Source organism: Ruegeria sp. HKCCA4812 (assembly GCF_013034245.1).
In the GTDB taxonomy this organism is placed as follows: Bacteria; Pseudomonadota; Alphaproteobacteria; order Rhodobacterales; family Rhodobacteraceae; genus Ruegeria.
Genome location: NZ_WQFQ01000006.1, coordinates 1 through 19,257, shown reverse-complemented (window position 1 = coordinate 19,257; position 19,257 = coordinate 1). Strand labels below are relative to the sequence as shown.

19 protein-coding genes are annotated in these 19,257 nt (G+C 58.7%); 12 read left to right on the top strand and 7 right to left on the bottom strand.

Translation table 11 applies throughout. The features are described 5' to 3' along the window. Position 1 precedes the first annotated feature (1 nt). Positions 2-2,419: an FAD-dependent oxidoreductase gene (locus GOW04_RS15950; RefSeq protein WP_171233220.1), complete on the top strand. Its 2,418-nt coding sequence runs from the start codon at positions 2-4 to the stop codon at positions 2,417-2,419. Between the two features lie 61 nt (positions 2,420-2,480). Here GOW04_RS15950 and GOW04_RS15945 read toward each other — a convergent pair whose 3' ends face one another. Together GOW04_RS15945 and GOW04_RS15940 are read right to left on the bottom strand one after the other, a co-directional pair. After that, the gene (locus GOW04_RS15945; protein WP_171233219.1) at positions 2,481-3,098 is read right to left on the bottom strand and encodes a UbiX family flavin prenyltransferase; all 618 of its coding nucleotides are present in this window, start codon (positions 3,096-3,098) and stop codon (positions 2,481-2,483) included. Further along, complete coding sequence (locus tag GOW04_RS15940) at positions 3,095-4,603, bottom strand: UbiD family decarboxylase (protein ID WP_171233344.1); 1,509 nt, start codon at positions 4,601-4,603, stop codon at positions 3,095-3,097. The genes GOW04_RS15945 and GOW04_RS15940 overlap by 4 nt, the downstream gene beginning before the upstream one ends. A gap of 137 nt (positions 4,604-4,740) precedes the next feature. On the opposite strand from GOW04_RS15940, the gene GOW04_RS15935 reads away from it, so the two are divergent. From GOW04_RS15935 to GOW04_RS15925, 3 genes are read left to right on the top strand one after another with little or no spacing between them, the layout of a single operon-like run. Continuing rightward, positions 4,741-5,283, top strand: coding sequence for an SCP2 domain-containing protein (locus GOW04_RS15935; protein ID WP_371814410.1), 543 nt, complete (start codon positions 4,741-4,743; stop codon positions 5,281-5,283). Then, positions 5,283-6,260 carry a peptidase U32 family protein gene (locus GOW04_RS15930; protein ID WP_171233343.1) on the top strand — a complete coding sequence of 326 codons (978 nt, stop codon included), beginning with the start codon at positions 5,283-5,285 and terminating at the stop codon, positions 6,258-6,260. The genes GOW04_RS15935 and GOW04_RS15930 overlap by 1 nt, the downstream gene beginning before the upstream one ends. Positions 6,261-6,264: 4 nt before the next feature. Beyond that, entirely contained in the window at positions 6,265-7,182 is a 918-nt protein-coding gene (locus tag GOW04_RS15925; RefSeq protein WP_171233217.1) for a U32 family peptidase, read from the top strand. A gap of 48 nt (positions 7,183-7,230) precedes the next feature. Here the strand turns inward: GOW04_RS15925 and GOW04_RS15920 are convergent, their stop codons facing one another. The 3 genes from GOW04_RS15920 to GOW04_RS15910 form a co-directional block, all read right to left on the bottom strand. Then, positions 7,231-8,499: an MFS transporter gene (locus GOW04_RS15920; RefSeq protein WP_171233216.1), complete on the bottom strand. Its 1,269-nt coding sequence runs from the start codon at positions 8,497-8,499 to the stop codon at positions 7,231-7,233. A gap of 141 nt (positions 8,500-8,640) precedes the next feature. Continuing rightward, complete coding sequence (locus GOW04_RS15915; protein ID WP_171233215.1) at positions 8,641-9,813, bottom strand: diaminopropionate ammonia-lyase; 1,173 nt, start codon at positions 9,811-9,813, stop codon at positions 8,641-8,643. 14 nt (positions 9,814-9,827) lie between these two features. Continuing rightward, the gene (locus GOW04_RS15910; protein WP_171233214.1) at positions 9,828-10,970 is read right to left on the bottom strand and encodes an amidohydrolase; all 1,143 of its coding nucleotides are present in this window, start codon (positions 10,968-10,970) and stop codon (positions 9,828-9,830) included. Positions 10,971-11,052: 82 nt separating this feature from the next. On the opposite strand from GOW04_RS15910, the gene GOW04_RS15905 reads away from it, so the two are divergent. Beyond that, on the top strand, positions 11,053-11,541 hold the full coding sequence (locus GOW04_RS15905; protein ID WP_217356940.1) for an Lrp/AsnC family transcriptional regulator: 489 nt from the start codon (positions 11,053-11,055) through the stop codon (positions 11,539-11,541). Positions 11,542-11,672: 131 nt separating this feature from the next. Here GOW04_RS15905 and GOW04_RS15900 read toward each other — a convergent pair whose 3' ends face one another. Continuing rightward, on the bottom strand, positions 11,673-11,885 hold the full coding sequence (locus GOW04_RS15900; protein WP_171233213.1) for a hypothetical protein: 213 nt from the start codon (positions 11,883-11,885) through the stop codon (positions 11,673-11,675). Positions 11,886-12,310: 425 nt separating this feature from the next. Between GOW04_RS15900 and GOW04_RS15895 the strand changes: the two genes are divergently transcribed. Then, entirely contained in the window at positions 12,311-12,655 is a 345-nt protein-coding gene (locus GOW04_RS15895) for a RidA family protein (protein ID WP_171117928.1), read from the top strand. Between the two features lie 80 nt (positions 12,656-12,735). Here the strand turns inward: GOW04_RS15895 and GOW04_RS15890 are convergent, their stop codons facing one another. After that, positions 12,736-13,662 carry a LysR family transcriptional regulator gene (locus tag GOW04_RS15890; protein WP_171117926.1) on the bottom strand — a complete coding sequence of 309 codons (927 nt, stop codon included), beginning with the start codon at positions 13,660-13,662 and terminating at the stop codon, positions 12,736-12,738. Between the two features lie 157 nt (positions 13,663-13,819). On the opposite strand from GOW04_RS15890, the gene GOW04_RS15885 reads away from it, so the two are divergent. From GOW04_RS15885 to GOW04_RS15860, 6 genes are all read left to right on the top strand, one after another. Then, on the top strand, positions 13,820-14,836 hold the full coding sequence (locus GOW04_RS15885) for a TRAP transporter substrate-binding protein (RefSeq protein ID WP_152460451.1): 1,017 nt from the start codon (positions 13,820-13,822) through the stop codon (positions 14,834-14,836). A 67-nt stretch (positions 14,837-14,903) separates the two neighbouring features. Further along, entirely contained in the window at positions 14,904-15,440 is a 537-nt protein-coding gene (locus GOW04_RS15880; RefSeq protein ID WP_171233212.1) for a TRAP transporter small permease, read from the top strand. A 17-nt stretch (positions 15,441-15,457) separates the two neighbouring features. After that, positions 15,458-16,798 carry a TRAP transporter large permease gene (locus tag GOW04_RS15875; RefSeq protein WP_171233211.1) on the top strand — a complete coding sequence of 447 codons (1,341 nt, stop codon included), beginning with the start codon at positions 15,458-15,460 and terminating at the stop codon, positions 16,796-16,798. 17 nt (positions 16,799-16,815) lie between these two features. Then, positions 16,816-17,310: a universal stress protein gene (locus GOW04_RS15870; RefSeq protein ID WP_170347179.1), complete on the top strand. Its 495-nt coding sequence runs from the start codon at positions 16,816-16,818 to the stop codon at positions 17,308-17,310. Between the two features lie 26 nt (positions 17,311-17,336). After that, the gene (locus GOW04_RS15865; RefSeq protein ID WP_171233210.1) at positions 17,337-17,723 is read left to right on the top strand and encodes a nuclear transport factor 2 family protein; all 387 of its coding nucleotides are present in this window, start codon (positions 17,337-17,339) and stop codon (positions 17,721-17,723) included. A 37-nt stretch (positions 17,724-17,760) separates the two neighbouring features. Continuing rightward, complete coding sequence (locus GOW04_RS15860; RefSeq protein ID WP_171233209.1) at positions 17,761-19,164, top strand: FAD-binding oxidoreductase; 1,404 nt, start codon at positions 17,761-17,763, stop codon at positions 19,162-19,164. Positions 19,165-19,257 lie beyond the last annotated feature (93 nt).

Genomic DNA, 19,257 nt, shown 5'->3' with positions numbered 1-19,257 from the left:
CATGAAAACCCATGCACAAGCTGTTGTCATCGGCGGCGGCCTTGCCGGTACGTCGATACTGTATCACCTTGCCAAACTCGGCTGGACGGATTCCATCCTGCTGGAACGCGACGAGTTGACCAGCGGATCAACCTGGCACGCGGCGGCCAACATCCACGGTCTGCATGACAACAACAACATCACCCGCATCCAGCACTATACGATGAACCTGTACAAAGAGCTGGAGAAGGAAACCGGCCAAAGCTGCGGGGTGTTCCAGCCCGGATCGCTCTATCTGGCCCAGACCGAAGAGCGCGAGCAACAGTTGCGCCTGCAAGAGGCGAAGGCCCGGTTTTATGGGCTGAATTTTCACGAGGTCAGCCGGGAAGAGGCCAAAGAGCTGCACCCGCTGGCGCAGTTCGATGACATCCGCTGCATCATGTACGAACCTGATGGCGGCAATGTGGACCCGTCCGGCGTACCGCATGCCTATGCCGCCGGGGCCCGTGCGATGGGGGCCACCATCGAACGGTTCTGCCCGGTGATCGCCACGGAACAGCAACCCGATGGCAGTTGGATCGTTCGTACGCCCAAGGGTGACATTCATGCCCAATGGGTGGTCAACGCCGCGGGCCTCTGGGGGCGCGAGGTGGCGGCGCTGGCAGGCTTGACCCTGCCGCTGCAACCGACCGAACATCAGTATTTCGTGACCGAAAGCATCGACGAAGTGGCCAGTCTGGGCTGTCGTCTGCCGTCAATCGCCGACCGGGACGGCGAGTATTACTTCCGACAAGAGGGCAACGGCCTGCTGATCGGGGCCTATGAGAAAGACATGAAGTTCTGGGCCGAAGACGGCACGCCGCTCGACTTTGCGCATGATCTGTTCCCCGACGATCTGGACCGGATCATGGAAAACGTGATCCGCGCTACCGAACGCGTGCCCGTTGCCGCCACAGCCGGGGTGAAACGGGTAATCAACGGCCCGATGATCTGGTCGCCCGATGCCAACATGCTGTGGGGGCCGGTGCCCGAACTGAAGAACTATTTCCTCTGCGGCGGTCTGATCCCCGGTTTTTCGCAATCCGGTGGGCTGGGGCTGCTGGCGGCGCAATGGATGATAGAGGGTGAGCCGCAATATGACATGTTCGCCTGGGATCTCGCCCGCTTTGGCGACTGGGCCGACAAAAAGTTCACCAAGGCCCGGGTCGAAGACGCATATACGCATCGGTTCAAAATCCACTTCCCGAATGAAGAACGCAGTGCAGGCCGCCCGGCCCGTGTGCGCCCCGCCTACGAGATGCAGAAACAGATGGGCTGTGTCTTTGGTCTCAACTGTGGTTGGGAACACCCGTTGTGGTTTGCCGATGAACCCGGCACCGAAGAGACCACTGGTTTCACCCGCCAGAACTGGTTCGACCCGGTCGGGCGCGAGGTTCAGATGCTGCGCGACAGCGTGGGCGTGATCGACATCTCGAACTTCGCCAATTACGTGATCAAAGGGCCTGGCGCCTATGACTGGCTGGACCGCCTGGTGGCCAATCGCGTGCCGACCGAAATTGGGCGCAGCTGCCTGACGCCGCTGATCTCGGTCCGCGGAGGCGTGGCGGGGGATTTCACCATCACCAAGCTGGCGGAAGACGAATATATGATGATTGGCTCCGGCATGGCTGAACGATATCATCAGCGCTTCTTTCAGATGGTGGAAATGCCTCAGGGCACAACTCTTGACGTCGCAACGGACCGCATTGCCGGGTTCAACATCGCCGGCCCGAAATCACGCGAGGCACTGGCGCGTCTGACCAATGCAGACGTTTCCAACGAAGCGTTCCGCTTCATGCGGTCCCGGAAGATCACCGTTGCAGGTGTTGATTGCGTGGCCATCCGGGTCAGCTTTACCGGCGATCTGGGTTGGGAACTGCACTGCGCCGAAACCGATCAGGTCGCGCTTTACTCTGCATTGCTCGAAGCCGCCAAAGACTGCGGTGGCGGCCCTGTGGGTGGACGGGCGCTTGGGTCGCTGCGCATCGAAAAGGGTTATGGATCCTGGGGGCGGGAATATTCTCAGGAATACTGGCCGCAAGAGGTCGGGCTGACGGGTTTGATCAAGCTGGACAAGGATTTTCTGCACAAAGACGCCTATCTGTCCATCAAGGAAAAAGCTCCGCGCGAGGTCCTGGCCATCTTTGAACTGGACGTGACCGAGGATGCCGACGCCACCGGCAGTGAGCCGATCTTTACACCCGATGGTGTGCCTGTCGGCCGTGTCACATCGGGGGCGTACGGGTATTCAGTCGGGAAATCTCTGGCTTTGGGTTTCCGCAACCCCGAGGTAGCGCGGCCAGGGGATGAAGTGGTGATCCAGGTGATTGGCAAACCGCATAAGGCTCGGGTGCTGGAAGATGCGCCGTTCGATCCTTTGGGCGGCAGGCTGCGCGGCTGAAACAACCGGCCCGCCCGATCAAGGTCATCCCATAGCCACAGATCTCATCCGCGATCTGTGGCTATGGGATGTGCGATTTGCTTTCGAACCGTTCGACAGGGTTCGCCTCGGATTCGGGATGCCATTGTTTCGCGGCCGGTGCGCAAACCTTCAGACAATCAACCGCGCGCGCTGCGATCTGATCCGCGATTTCGGTTATGTTGAGGGGGTTCAAATAGAAGGCTGGCACAGGGGGCAGGATGAGGGCTCCCATTTCTGCGGCGGCCGTCATGTTGCGCAAATGCGCCAGTGTCAGCGGCGCTTCTCGTGTCAGCAGTACCAGTGGGCGTCGTTCCTTGAGCTGCACGCCCGCCGCGCGTGTCAGCAGGTTGTCGTCCAGGCCATGCGCGATCGCACCCAGTGAGCGCATGGAACAGGGCGCGACGATCATCCCGGATACCGGCACCGAACCGGACGCTATACTGGCCCCGATATCTGCGGGCGCGTGATGACGGGTTGCCGACTGCCGCAATTCCTTCAGGGCATCCGGGCCGCATTCCTGCGCAAGCGTCAGACGGGCGGCTGGACTGACGACTAGGTCGATTTCGATATCCGCCGATTTCAGATGCCGTGCCACCGCAAGGCTCAAAACCGCACCGGAAGCGCCTGACACGCCTAAGACTACTCGGGTTTTCGTCATGTTCTCAGCTTTGGCATCAATCTGTCTATCAGGTCTTCCGCAAATGCGTGATCAACCTTTTCGGTGCGCATGACCGTCCCCCATTCCCGCCGTGTTTCACTGCCTGTTTTTGTCGTGGCGTCGATGCCAAGCTTTCCGGCCAGACCGGGTTCGGGTGAGGCGAAATCCAGATAATCCATGGGTGTCCTGTCCAGGATCATCACATCACGGCCCGGGTCCATTCGCGTGGCAATCGCCCAGGCGATATCGTCCCAGTTTCGGGGGTCGATATCGGCATCTACCGCAACGATCATCTTCGTATAGCTGAATTGCGGCAGCATCCCCCAAAGCGCCATCATCACACGTCGGGCCTGACCCGGATACCGCTTGTCGATGGCGACGATGGCAATGCGATAGGAACAGGCGGCAGGCGGCAGCCAAAGGTCGTGTATTTCGGGGATCTGAGCGCGAATGGTCGGCAAGGCAAGGCGATTGAACACTTCGCCAATGATCGCAGGTTCGTCAGGCGGGCGACCGGTATAGGTCGACAGATACAGCGGCGCCTCGCAATGGGTCACGGCCGTGACATGCATCACCGGAAACGGTTCGGCGGGGTTGTAGTACCCGGTGTGATCCCCGAACGGGCCTTCGGGTGCTGTCTCGCTTGGCGACACCCAGCCTTCCAGGACGATCTCGGCATCTGCCGGTACAAGCAGAGGGACGGATTTGGCCGGAACCAACCGTGGCCGGTTCTGGTTCAGGGCCCCGGCAAATGTCAGCTCAGACACCATTTCGGGCAGGGGCAGAGCCGCCGACAACAAGGTCGCGGGGTTTGCGCCCAGAACGATTGCGACCGGCGTCTTTTCGCCGTGCTGCGCCCAACTGCGATGATGAGCGGCCCCGCCGCGATGTGGCAACCAGCGCATGATCAGACGGTTCCGGTCCAGCACCTGAACGCGATAGACGCCGGCGTTGTAGGTCTGTGCCGCGTCGGGTTCGCTGCTACGGGGCCGGGTGATGACCACAGGCCAGGTGATCAGAGGCCCCGCGTCCCGGGGCCAGTGTGTCTGGATCGGCAGCGCTGAAAGATCAACATCGGCTTCGCAGTTGCAAACCTGCTGAACAGCGGCGGTTTTGACCTGCTTCGGTCGTGTGGACAATGCGGCCTTCAGCATCGGCCACCGGGACAGAGCATCCCGCAACCCGCCCGGCGGCGTCGGGGCCCGAAGCGCGGCCAGAAACGCGCCCAGATCATCCAGCCCATCGGAAGAAACGCCCAGTCCGGCGGCGACGCGTTCCGAAGTGCCGAACAGGTTGACCACAACCGGTATGTCGCACTGCCCCGAAGGCACGCCCGTCGGCGTGTCGAATTGCAACACGGGCCCATTGGCCTCTAGCACGGCGCGGTGGACAGCGGTCATTTGATGGCGCACGGAAACCGGTTCGGCGATGCGCCTGAACTGCCCTGTTTCTTCACAACATTTCAGAAAATGTCGAAGGCTGGGATATGGCGGCAGAGTGCGAATGGGTTTGCTCCGGCGGTGGTGCCCACCCTCTAGCAGCGAAAGAGACCGGTCGAATTGACAACCGTCAAGTCCCGGGCGCCGGGGCGGCTTTAGGAAGGCTGCACCGGTTCACTTTGTTGAGACAGCAGGAGGTCTGTTTGTCCGATCCCCGAAACCCGATACCGCGTTGCCCTGCCGCTTTGGCCGTGGCCCTGCGGTTTGTTCCGCTTGCACCTTTGTCGCTGTCACTGACAGCGTTTTCCCGCAAAATAACCAAGAAACACCCCGACTTGCTCAACCGGCTCGGTGAATACAGCCGGGCAGCCTTTGTGCTTGATCCAACGGATCTGCCCGTTGTCCTTCTGCTTGAACCGAATGACGGCGCACCGAGAATAAGACTGAGCCGAAGGCGCGTGGCAGGGGCCGCGCGAATTTCCGGCCCACTGGCCGCGCTGTTGGGGCTGGTGCATGGTGCGTTTGACGGTGACGCCCTGTTCTTTTCACGCGATCTACTGATCGAGGGCGACACAGCCGCGGCACTGGCGCTGCGCAACGCAATTGACGACGCAGAGCTGGACCTCGCGCACGAGGCCGCAGCCCTTTCCGGCCCGCTTGCGCGCCCGCTGAAGCAGATCATCGCCTTTGCAGAGCGTCGGACCGGCCTGTGTCTGAACCGACCCGAGGACGCGATCCTATGGTAATGGAAATCGTTTGCCCGGCGGGAACGCCCGCGGCCCTGCGTGCAGCCGTCAAGGCCGGGGCTCACACGGTCTATTGTGGCTTCAATGACGAAACCAATGCGCGGAACTTTCCGGGGCTCAACTTTGACCGCGCTGAAATGCGGGCCGGAATTTCCTTTGCCCATGGTCACGGATCGAAGGTGTTGATTGCAATCAATACCTTCCCGCAGGCGGGCAATGAAGGGATCTGGAAACAAGCGGTGGCGGATGCCGAAACCTGCGGTGCAGATGCTGTCATTCTCGCCGATCTGGGCTTGCTGGACTACGCCGCGCGACACCATCCCGGATTGCGCAGGCACCTGTCCGTGCAGGCCGCGGCGGCCAATGCTGACGTGATCAATTTCTATGCCGAAACCTTCGGTGTGAAACGGGTGGTCTTGCCTCGCGTTTTGTCCGTGCCGGAAATTGCCGCGATCAACTCTGAAACCGGCGTCGAAACCGAAGTGTTTGTGTTCGGTGGTCTTTGCGTCATGGCCGAGGGGCGATGCTCGCTGTCCTCTTATGCCACCGGGTTGTCGCCAAACATGAACGGTGTCTGCTCTCCTGCCAGCCATGTGCAGTATCAAGAAGAACAGGGCGCGTTGAACGCGCGCCTTGGCGGTTACCTGATCCACCGGGTCGAACGGGATGAGCCCGCACCTTATCCGACTTTGTGCAAAGGGTGTTTTTCCGCAGGTGAAAAAACCGGGCACCTGTTCGAGGATCCCGTCAGCCTGAACGCAGAACGGCTGATCCCGCAATTGCAAAAGGCAGGTGTGACGGCCTTGAAGATCGAAGGGCGCCAACGGTCCAAATCCTATGTCGCACAGGTCGTTCGGAATTTTCGCGCTGCGGTCGATGCGTTGGAGTCAGGCCAGCCGATGCCTGAAGGAATGCTGGCGCGATTGTCCGAAGGGCAGGCCATGACGACCGGCGCTTACAAAAAGACGTGGAGGTGATCCGATGGAACTGACAGTAGGCCCGAACCAGTTCTTCTGGCCCGCCGAAACCTGGGCTGCGTTTTACGATGATCTGGCCCGATCCCCCGTCGACCGCGTCGTGCTTGGGGAACTGGTCTGTTCCAAGCGCTTGCCGTTTTACCAGGGTCGTATCCCCGAGGCGATTTCCCGATTGGTCGAAGCGGGCAAAGAGGTTGCACTGACAAGCCTGGCCCTTGTGACCCTGAAACGCGAGCGCAAACTGACGGCTGAGCTTGCAGAAATGGGCGTCATGGTCGAGATCAACGATCTGACCGCGCTGGCGCATTTGCCCGGCACCTGCACGTTTGCCGTTGGCCCGTTGGTAAATGTCTACAACGAAGGCACTTTGAGATGGTTGGCATCTCGGGGTGCGCGCCGGGTTTGTCTTCCGCCGGAATTGCCCATCGCTTCGGTCAAAACGCTGGCGCAAGCTGCCTCGGACTTGGGCGTCGCGATCGAAATATGGGGGCATGGCAGGTTGCCGCTGGCCATTTCAGGGCGCTGTTACCACGCGCGATTGCATGGGCGCAGCAAGGACAATTGCCAGTTTGCTTGCGAAGACGATCCCGACGGGTTGGACGTTCTGACCGGCGACGGCAAGCCCTTTATGGCCATGAACGGTGTGCAGACCCTGTCAGACAGCCATGCCTGTGCGGACCATCAGATCGACCTGCTGAAACAGGCTGGCATCTCGGCGTTGCGTCTGTCCCCGCAATCTGGCGGTTTTCGTCAGCTGTGCACACTGTATCGAAAACGTATTGACGGTGATCTTCCCCAAGGAGAAGTGGAGGGCGCCCTGCGTGGCGCTGATCCTGGTATTCGGTTGAGCGACGGATTTCTGACGGGGTCCTGCGGCGCAGAATGGTCCGGTGCATCAAAGGCGGCTTCGATCTCGGTTTGACCGCCGCATCGGCACGACGTCCGTCGCGCCGGACGCGAATGAAGCAGCCTATGCTTTGAACCCTTGGGATGAGTCCGGGTCTGTCCGGGATTCTTCCTCTTGAACCCAGGTTTCGGCCTGCAAGACCCCGGGTTGCCCGGTGCCGATAATCCCCACGACCTGCACATCGCCGGTGTCGGTGGGAGCGGCCACCTGAACACGCCGGATCAATGCGAAAAGGGCGACCGCAATACCGATAGCCGCCAGAAGAAACGGAAGACCGCGCCCGCCGAACAATGAGATAGAGTTCGGCCCCAGCATGGTTCCCACCAGCAGGCCGACATTCAGCAGCAGCACCATCGTGCCACTGGCGGGAACGATCTGAGACAGCTTGAGCTGATCATTGGCATGCGCCGTCAGGATCGAATACGCGGGATACAGCCCGATTGCGATCAGGACAAAACCATAGACGATATGAGACGGCGACGTATCGATGGCCATCCAAAGACTGGACAGGGTCGTAACGACACCCAGCCCGATGACGACATAGCGTCTGTCTGTGTGATCCGACAGCCAGCCGACAGGGTATTGCACAACCGCACCGGCGATCAGCGCCGCCACCAGCGCCCCTGACGCCTGCGCCGTCGTAAAGCCGTTTTGCAACGCATAAAGCGGCAACGAGATATAGGACGCCGCGACACCGATGCTGACCAGAACGATTCCGATGACTGCGATGGGCGAAACCTTGTACAGCACCGGAACTGACATGCGTTCCGGCGCGGCATATTCCGGCGCCTTGTTGCCCGACAGAAGAAGCGGCACGATCGAAAGCGAAATCAGGATGGAAACAAGCCCGAACAGCAGGTTCCCGGTGGGGTCGGGAAAGCCGACCATGGCGGTGCCAAGCGCCGGGCCGGCAAGCTGGATAATGAAATACAGCGACAGAACCTGAGCGCGCATGTTGTTCTCGGATTTCGCGTTCAGCCAGCTTTCGGTGATGACGTAAAGTCCCGGGTAACAAAACCCGCCCAACAGACGCATCACGCTCCAGCTGATCGCGTCGCTGGTCAACAGATGCACGATGGCCGCAATCGAAACCAGCGAGGCGAGGGCCGAAAATGCCCGAATATGCCCGACATTTTCGACCAGCCTCGGGGCAAGTGCCGTCCCCGCAAGCGCGCCTAAAGGATAGCTTGCCTGCATGACGGAAATCGTGAAGTCACTAAAGCCCAGACTGGCCCCCCGGATCGTCAGCAGCGTCGCCAACAGACCGTTGGCAACCATCAGCATGAACATCCCCAGGAACAGTGCCCAGTTTTCGTTTAACGCGCGTATCATAGCCAACCGCTACTGATGCGGGTCTGGCCTGTATACAACTCCTACGACATCGGGATGTCGTTTGATGGAACTTCTCCGTCGCAGGCCACCATGTCGGATTCAACCGTCCCAGGGCCCACTGCAACTGGGCTTTGGGCTGAGCTACACGTCGCCTTGCATGATCCGGGCATAGATATCGGGATCCGTCACGCCTTCGGAACCGATCGTCAAAACCCGAGACTGCGGCGTCAATCCAAGCTTCTGGAAAAGCTCGGGGTTGTTGGCTGCTTCGATCAATGCAGCCAATCCGGCAACGCCGCTCTCTCCGGCTTCGATCGCCGGATCACTGCCATGCGGACGCGCCAGACGACGGACGGTGGGCGGTATCAGCTGATCGTCGATTGTCAGAAAGTCCGAGGCTTCGCTGTGCAAAACCTCCCACGCCATCGGAGACGGCACCCCGCAGGACAAACCCGCCATGATGGTCTCTTCATCGATATCTACGGACGCGGCTTGCCCCTGCCTTGCGCTTTCGAACAAACACGCCGCCAGATGCGGTTCCACGACCACGACGCGCGGCGCGGCATCACCCCAGGCCTGACGCAAAGCTGCCGCAACTGCCGCGGCAAGCCCTCCAACTCCACCTTGCAGAAAGACATGCGTCGGTGCCGTGTCCATTGCATCCACGACTTCCTTGACCATGGCGCCATAGCCCGACATCACGTCGCGCGGCGGGTCGGTGTAGCCTGGCCAGGATGTGTCCGAAACCACGAACCAGCCGTTCTCGTCGGCTTCCCGCCGACACTGATCCACCGAGGCGTCATAGTCTCCATCGATGCGCACGACGTCGGCCCCGAGTTCGCGCATGGCCTGCGCGCGGCCTTCACTGACTTCGGCGTGAATGTAAATCCGGCAAGGCGCGCCGAACCGCTTGCACCCCCACGCAAGCGACCGACCGTGGTTGCCATCGGTTGCCGAAACAAGCGTGATACTGGCAACCATGTCGGCGCAGCGGCCAGTACGGATATCTTCCAATGACACGTCCTGACCGGTCCGGCGCGATATTTCACGTTGCAGAACGCGCAAGGCGGCAAAGGCCCCCCCCAAGGCCTTGAAACTGCCAAGCCCAAACCGGGGACCTTCATCTTTGTAGTGAACCTCCGCGACGCCAATCTCGGCTGCCAACGCGGGCAAAGAATGCAGAGGCGTTGGCGCATACCCCTCCCATTGGGTGATTTCCCTTGCTGCGCGATCGAAATCCTGTTGTGTCAAAACGGTTTCGGCAGCGGGGCCGAAGCTCGGCCTGCCTGCCTGATGGACGATGATTTCTGTCATGGTCGTGTATCCTGTCAGGGGGTCAGCGGCAGGCGCTGCCGCACCAGCTCTGCCCAGAGTTCTGCACCCAGCGGAAGCAGTTCGTCGTTGAAATCGTAATCAGCCGAGTGCAGCGGACGGCCATTTGATCCTTCGATCCCGTTGCCGATAAGCAGGAAACACCCCGGCACAACGGCGGCAAATTCGGCAAAATCTTCCGAGAAAGACATGGCTGTGCGGTCTCCGTCCACCTCAAGGCCCATGGCCGAAGCCGCTGCAACGACATGCGATGCGGCATCGGCATCATTGTTCGCCTCGATGAATGCGGTGCGGAATTCCACACTCACCTCGACGCCATGGCTTTCGGCCACACCGGCTGCGATCTGGCGCATGCTGCGCTCGATCAACTTGCGGTCTTCTGGTGACATGGCCCGCGCGTCACCTTTCAGAACAGTGCGCCCCGGAAGCACATTGCGCTGCCCGTCGGTGATGAACTCGGTCACCGACACCACGGCGCCGGATGAAGGTGCAAGTTTGCGTGAAACGATGGTTTGCAGGGCCAATACCAGTTCCGCCGCAGGCGTGATCGTTTCGCGCCCGACATGCGGCATCGAGGCATGACCGCCTTGACCGGAAAGCGTGATTTCAAACAGGCTTTCACTGCAACAGATGACACCGGCGCGGGTGGAAACCCGCCCGACAGGCTCTCCCGGAAGATTGTGCGCGCCGTAAACCTCATCAATCGGGAAGGTCCGCAAGACCCCTTCATCGATCATCGCCCTTGCCCCAAGCCCATGCTCTTCGTTGGGCTGGAACAGAAAGACAACCGTGCCGTCAAACGCCGGATCCTTGGCCAGCAATTCGGCGGCCCCAAGCAGCATCACCGTGTGGCCATCATGGCCACAGGCATGCATGACACCTGCGTTCTGCGACTTGTACGCAAACGTGTTGACCTCGGTGATCGGCAGCGCGTCGAAATCCGCGCGCAGCCCGATGGCGCGATTGCCATTGCCCGCCTTCAAGACGCCTACGACACCGACCCCTTCAAACACCTCGATGCCCAGGTTGCGCAGATGCCCGGCAATCCGGGCCTTGGTCCAGACTTCCTGAAATCCAAGCTCGGGGTTGCGATGAAACTCGTGGCGCAACGCACGCAGGCGTTCTGTCAATGCTGTCACGGCAAAACTTCCCCTTCGACGTGTTGCTTCACATGATTGAAACAAGTTTATTGCAAGTGACCTGAAAAAAGGGCTCTAGTTGGTGGCCAGCCATGCAAGTTTCTTTCACATGACGCAATTGGATGACTTTGACCGCGCGATCCTGCGGATTCTGCAACAAAACAACAGAACCAAGCAGCACAAGATTGGCGAGGCCGTAAATCTGTCCGCACCCTCGGTGCAGCGCCGTATCCGCCGGATGGAGGCCGAGGGCGTGATACGAGCCAATGTGGCCGTCGTTGACCCGGCGGCCGTAGGTCTTCAGCTTACCATCTTCGTTGAACTTGAACTGGTCAGCGAAACCCCGGACGAGATTGATGCCGTCAAGAAATCCCTGCTGAATGCTCAGGAAGTCCAACAATGCTTTTACGTGACCGGAGAGGTGGATTTCATGGTTGTCGTGGTCGTCGAAAGCATGGCGGTTTACGAAGATTTCACCCGCAGGATGTTCTTTGAAAACGGAAATATTCGAAAGTTCAGAACCTTCGTTTCCATGGATACCATCAAATCCGGCAGTGCTTTGGGGTTCTGACCGGCACATAGTGCAACGACAGACCCGTCCAGACATGTCCGCGCAGGCCTGGACCATTCGGTTGGGTTGACAGGACTGCAAAGGCAAGTCCCGCCACGTGTCTCAGCGCAGCTGTTCCAAGGTGTTTTCAACTACATTCCATTGCGCGGAATGACATGCGCGTTCTCTTCTTCAAAGATCAACTCCTCTCCTGACCATGCCTTCAGGCGCGAGATCAACTGAAACTCGGTGGCCGTTGCCCGTTGTTCGGAATAGGTCCAGATCCTGTTTTTCAGCGTCAGATGTTTCAGCTGATTGGGTTGCAGCAGCACATCGCATGACCACCCGTCCTTTTTTGAAACCATTTACGTCAGTCGACCAACTTCGCTGTCCTGCATCGGGCATGCAAAAAAGCAGCGTTTCGGCAGTGTCGGGTGGCATATGGCGCTTCGATATAGGGGCGAGCGGAGGAGCTCTTAACCGATTGAAAGCAGAATGGGAAATCTCCGCAAAACGCCTTGTGAACCAGGGCCGCGATGTTTCACCAAACGCGTTGGCCGAAGAGTGCAAGACAGGAAAGAAAAAGCACCGGTGAAAACGTCCTATCCGCAAGGCGCTGGCAACCGCTTATCACGTCTCCGAGCACTGGACATAAGCGTGCTATTAGGCTGAAAGCCCCCGCGCAGCAGGCTGGCAATTATTCGATGATTGAAGGTCCGGGCTGGCGGTTGGCTTCGTTTCGCTCTATCGCCCAACCGGAACATACCCATCGAAACAGGAGACAGCAGTTGTGACCATTACTCGGATCGAGACCGGCAAACGCATGAGCCGCATCGTCAAACATAACGGAACCGCCTATCTGTGCGGTCAGGTTTCCGATGCCGCAACTGTTGCGGATCAAACCCGTGACATCCTTGCCAAGATCGAGGACCTTCTGGCCAAGGCCGGCAGCGACAAGACGCGTATCCTGCAATGCGTGATCTGGTTGTCGGACATGGCCGACTTTGCCGAAATGAACGCGGTCTGGGATGCCTGGGTGCCAGAGGGCCACGCCCCGGCCCGTGCCTGTGGCGAGGCGAAACTGGCCCGCGATGTTCTGAAGGTCGAAATGATCGTTACCGCAGCCTGCGATTGATCCGCGCGGTCTCGCGCCTTGTGCTAATTTCAGGTACGGGCGGGTTTGGGCCTGGGAAACAAGACGCCCTGTCCGCGTTCCTACTGTACCTGAGAATGCACCTTTACCAGAGTTTCCAGAAACAGCTTGGCCACGCGTGTTGGCGCAGGTTGTTTTCTGGCCACGGCCGCGAAACGGGTTCTGTATTTGATCTCTTTGGGCAGGACCTTTTTCATAAGCCCCTGTTCGACAAATTCCTGCGCCAGATGATCGGGAAGAAACCCAAGGTAGCGACCTGACAGTATCAGAATGACAAGGGCTTGTTCGTTCTGCACTTTGGCCGCACGTCGAAACCCCAGTTGTTGACCAACGATAAGATTTGGAGAGTTCACATTCAGACCGGCATAGTTGAACTTGCGAAGAACACTCAGCTTCAATTCTGGATCCGACCGGTCAAACAGGGGGTGTTCCTGCCCACAGTACAAGAACATGTTTTCCCCGTAGAGCGGTGTGTAATCCAGGCTTGCCGATGGTCGGTGCAAAGCGATGATGCCGACATCCAGATGCCCGGTGATGACCATTGTCTCAATCACGTTTGGGGGTTCCAGCGACAGCTCGATGTGAACCGCCGGTGCGGCCTCATTGAACTTGTGAATGGTGCGGGCAAGTTGGGCTTCGGGGTTGGTTGTACATTGATCGAACAAAGCCACGCGAATACTGCCGGCCAGTTGTTGTTTGACTTCGTTGACCTCGGTTCTGAACTGCGCCACGGAAATAAGCAGGTCTTCTGCCGCCGCCAGCACCTTCTCGCCGTCTTCCGTCAGTGAAAACCCTGACGGCCCCCGGTTGCACAGCTTCAGGCCAAGCCTCAGTTCCAGATCAGACAAGTGTTTCGAGATCGTCGATTTTCCGATGTTCAGCTCGATCTCGGCGGCCGTGATACCACCACTTTCCGCAACGGTTTTGAACACGCGCAGCAGACGGATGTCCGTGTCGCCGATCCGGGTATCAAGTTTGTTCTGACTCATATCGTATGTTTGAGATTAATGAAACCTTTCGCGCAAATATTAACAACGACGAAACCATTTTGGCAAGTTAGCTTCGTGTCGCCGAGGTAGAATCGGATTGGCCTATTTCTCCCCAGGTCAGCGCGCACCTCGAAACACGACAAATGGGAGGAAATCCATGTCATTTATCAAAAAGCTTGGCACTTTCAGCGCAGCCGTTTCCGTTGCCGCACTGATGGTTGCAGGCACGGCCGAGGCGAAGAATTTCAAGATCGCTGTCGGCGACAGCGCGGGCAGCGCTCAAGAGGCGCTGGGGCTCGCTTTCGTAAAAGCGCTTGAAGAAAAATCAGGTGGTGAGCACACCGCGACGCTGTTCCTGAACGGTCAGCTCGGTTCCGAGCAGGACACCGTGAACGAGGCCGCCATCGGCACGCTCGATATGTCTCTGCTGGCAATCAACAACATCACGCCATTCTCGCCCTCGGTCGGGGTTTTCACTCTGCCCTATGTTATTCTCAGCCTGGAAGATGCCGAAAAACTGACCCAGGGTCCAATCGGTCAGGAACTGATCGAAAACACCATCCGTGATGCCGGCGTCCGCATCATCGGCTGGACGTATACCGGTTTCCGCCGTCTGACGAACTCGAAGAAGCCGGTCAAATCGGTTGCGGATTTGCAGGACCTGATCATTCGCGTTCCCAAAAACGAAATCATGATCGAAACCTACAAGGCATGGGGCATCAACCCGACCCCGATGGCCTGGTCGGAAACCTTCACCGGCCTGCAGACCAAAGTGGTTGACGGTCAGGACAACCCTTACCTGACGATCAATGCGATGAAGTTCTACGAGGTTCAGGACCACGTCACCAACCTGCGTTACATCTTCTCGATCGAACCGCTGATCATCTCGGAAGCCGTGTTCCAGGACCTGTCCGAAGAGGAACAGCAAATGATCCTGGAAGCAGGGCAGGAAGCCACTCAGGTCTCGGCCCAGTTCCTGCGGGACTCGGAGGCAGCCATCAAGGAAGAGCTGACGGCCAAGGGTATGGAAATCATTGACCCCGAGAACGACGAAGCCGAGTTCATCCAACTGGCGACCGAAGCTGTATGGCCGCAATTCTACGAGTCCATTGGTGGTGTCGAGAAACTGAATGCAGTTCTCGAAGCCATCGGCCGCGAGCCGGTCCAGCAATAATCGTCGCACGGCGATACCGGGAAGAGCGCTGCGGCGCTCTTCTCATTTCAGGGAGGAGTGAAACCACATGTTCTGGAAATTTCTGGACAACATAGAAAGTGTCATCTGCCGGATCCTCTTATCCGGCTTCGTCTGCCTTTTGTTCGTGCAGATCATCGCGCGCGAAGTCTTCGGCTTTTCAATCAGCTGGATCGAGGAGCTCTCGGTCTACATGTTCGTCTGGTTCGTCTATTTCGGCGCAAGTTACGCCGCTCTGAAAGGCGCGCATAACCGGGTGACGTTCCAGTTCAAGTTCCTGCCTGAGGGGGCGATCAAGTACATCGAAGCTTTTGCCGATCTCTTCTGGCTCTTCTTCAATGTCTACTTCCTGTATCTGGCGACAGATTTTGTCTTCAACAAGATGAACAAATTCTGGAAGTCCCAGACCCTGGGTATCGAGATGAAATACATCTACATGGTGCTGCCCATCGCCTTTGCGCTGATGACCGTCCGCATCATTCAGGTGAACTACCGCCGCCTTATCAAGGGCGAAGACATTCACGATCCCGATCAGATCGACCTCGACGAAATCAAAGCTGCGACTGAAGCAGCAAAGAAATCCTAAGGGCAGGGGGATAAACCATGGAATCCGAAATCGTCACAATCCTGTTTGGGTCTTTCCTGTTTCTGCTGCTCATTGGCGCACCGATCACGGTGGCGCTGGGTGTGGCTTCGCTGGTCTCATTCCTTTATCTGGACGAGAACCCGATCAAGTTCGTGCAGATTGCCTTCACCTCAGTCGGTTCGTTCCCGCTGATGGCACTGCCCGCGTTTATTCTTGCCGGCGCTTTGATGGAAGCCGCCGGAATATCGAAACGCCTGATCAATGTTGCCGAAAGCCTGGCCGGTCCCTTCACCGGCGGTATTTCCGCTGCAACGGTCATGGCCTGTCTGTTCTTCGGCGCCATTTCGGGCTCGGGCCCGGCAACAACCGCGGCCGTTGGGATGCTGATGATCCCTGCGATGATCGACCGCGGCTATGAGCGCGGCTATGCCTCGGCGATCACTGCGTCCTCTGGCGGCCTTGGGATTATCATTCCTCCCTCTATCCCGATGGTGATCTTCGGCATTGCCGCGCTCGGTATGGCGCCGCCGCCGGAAGCCGTGGAAAAGTTCGGTACGTTCCAGTCGGTTTCAATCTCGAAACTGTTCATCGCCGGATTCGTCCCGGCCTTCCTGATCGCTACCAGCCTGCTGATCCTGAACTTCTTCATGTCGAAAAAGCGCGGCTACAAGGGCGTTTCCGAAGGTTGGTCGATCCGTCACGTGGGCTGCGAAATGTATCGCGGTTTCTGGTCGCTGATGGCGCCGCTGGTGATCCTGGGCGGTATCTATACCGGGTTCTTCACCCCGACCGAGGCGGCAATCGTGGCGATTTTCTACACCCTGTTCGTGGGCGTGGTTATCTACCGCGAACTGACCTGGCAGTCGCTGTTCCAGTCGCTCGAGGCCACCACCTGGCTGACTGGGCGTGTTCTGCTGATCCTGTTCACCGCGACGGTGTTTGGCCGACTGCTGGTGGAAAACCAGATCCCGGCGATCATCGCGGATTCGATGCTCAGCTTCACGGACAACCTCTATGTCATCTGGATGCTGATCATCTTCTTCCTGCTGTTCGTCGGCATGTTCATGGAGACGCTGGCCACCATCCTGATCCTGGTTCCTGTGATGCTGCCGGTGGCCTATTCGGTGGGTATCGACCCGATCCACTTTGGCGTGGTGATGGTCTGCACGCTGGGTATCGGTTTCCAGACGCCGCCGCTGGGCGAAAACCTGTTCATCGCGTCAGGTATCTCGAACATCACGATTGAACAGATCTCGTTGCGTGCTCTGCCTTTTGCCGCAGCCAACACGGTGGCGATCTTCATCATCGCCTTCTTCCCTGAACTGTCGCTGTGGTTGCCGCGGCTGTTTGGCTACTGACCTGAAAGGATGACGACATGAAACAACTGGTCACCAACATCCTCTTTGCCACTGATCTGTCCGAAAATTCGGGTCACGCCATGCGCCATGCCGCCAGCATCGCGCAGGCCACGGGGGCTGAAATTCACGTGCTGCATGTGAATGAACCGCTGTCGGACGATGCCAAGATCACGATGGAGATCTTCATCCTGAATGAAGAGACCCGCAAAACCGCCGCTGCGCGTCGTCACGAGATGGTGCGCAAGGTTCTGGCCGAGCGGCAAGCCAAGTTCTGGGCTCAGTTCGATGGTGACGATGAGAGAATTCGCGAACAGGTCACTTCGGTCGAAGTCACCGATGGCCACCCGGCCGAAGTGATCCTGCGCCGCTCGGTCGAACTGGGCTGCGATCTGATCGTGCTGGGCGCGCATGATCACGGCTTTTCGCACACGTTTCTGGGCACCGTCGCAAAGCGTGTTCTGCGGCGCTCCAAGATCCCGACACTGATCGTCCCGAACCCGGACGAAACGTAACAACCCCACTGACAAGGAAGTACAAAATGAGCAAAACCCTGACCGCGCAGGACCTGGTGGACACGTTTGACGCGTTCAACCGCCACGACATCGACGGCGTGATGACCCACTTCGCCGACGACTGCGTGTTCTACACCGTGGCCGGCGACGAGAAATACGGCAACAAGATTGAAGGGTCCGAAGCCATCTCTGCCGCGTTTTCAGGCGTCTGGGCAGGCATGAAGGACGCCCATTGGGATCACCACGGCCACTTTGTCCACGGTGACCGCGCCGTGTCGGAATGGACGTTTTCGGGAACCGATGCAGACGGCATGCGGATCGAAGCGGAAGGTGTGGATCTGTTCACTCTGCGTGACGGGAAAATCGTCGTAAAACAGGCGCTTCGCAAAACGCGCCCCATGTTCAAGGCCTGATCCGCCGCACTGCGCGCAGCTTCGGAGAAAAACAAGAATGGTGGACAAAAGCATCCCGCGTCATTGGCCCAAGGCCAGCTATGACCCGAAATATGACCCCATCATCGATGCGGGTCCTGGTCACAATCGCGACCACGCGCCCACATACTGGATCGGAACGGCCGGTACGCCCCCGGCCGATGATGGTCCAGTGTCCAGCGATATGGATGCCGATGTGGTGGTGATCGGGTCGGGTTATACCGGCCTGTCCACTGCCATTCACCTTGCCAAGGAACACGGAATCCAGGCGGTTGTTCTTGAAGCGAATACCGTGGCCTGGGGATGCTCGACACGCAATGGCGGGCAGGCCCAGATCTCATCCGGGCGGCTGAAACGGTCGCAATGGATTCAGCGCTGGGGCACGGATGTGGCCAAGGGCATGCACGCCGAAGTCACCGAAGCTTTCGAGTTGTTCAACGATCTCATCGCGTCGGATGACATCGACTGCGAACCGCAGCCGGGTGGCCATTACTATATCGCGCACCGTGAAAAGGTCATGCCGTCGCTCAAGAAAGAGTGCAAGCTGCTGAACGACGTGTTCGGCTACGGCTCGCGTATCATTTCCCGGGACGAACTGCATGAAAACCACGTGCGCGACATGGAAGCCGCAGGCGCGATGTGGGAGCCGGACGGAACGTGTATCCACGCCGGCAAGCTGGCTTTTGGCTATGTCAACATGGCGCGCAGGCTGGGTGTGAAAATCCATACCGGCAGCCCGGTCATGGGGTGGCAAACCAAGGACAGAGTGCATCATCTGCGTACGCCGGGCGGTATTGTGCGCGCGAAATCGGTGGCCTTGGCAACGGCCGGTTATACACCCCCGGGGCTCAACAACCGCACCAGGCACCGCTTGATGCCGATCCTGTCAAATTCGATGGTGACACGGCCTCTGACCCGGGCCGAGTTGGACGAATGCGGTATTCAGACCAGATCCCCCCTGACCGACACGCGCACGCTGCGCCACTATTACCGCCTGTTGCCGGACAATCGGATGCAGATCGGCAGCCGCAGTGCCGTGACAGGGCGTGATGCCGAGAACGGCAAACATCTGGACTTGCTGAAAAAGGGACTTGCCCGCAAGTTCCCGGCGCTCGAGGATATCAACCTCGACTACTCCTGGTGGGGTTGGGTTGATGTCAGCCACGACATGATGCCGCGCATTTTTCGGCCCGATCCAGATCAGAGCGTGTTCTATGCCATGGGCTACGGCGGCAATGGCGTCATGTATTCGGCCCAGGCCGGACGACGCATGGCGCAGTTGGTTGCCGGCCAGAAGGACAAGGCGTTTGAACTGCCGATCTTCACCTCCCCATTGCCGAGCCATGGCATCCTGACGCCTTTCCGCCGACTGGGACAGCGTATGGCGTATGTCGGCTATTACCTCAAAGACGAAATACTGTAACTCACAGGGGCTTCAGCGCCCTGAAAAGACAAGGAAGAACTCAGATGAAGATGACGACGGAAGAGGCGTTTGTTAAGGTTTTGCAGATGCACG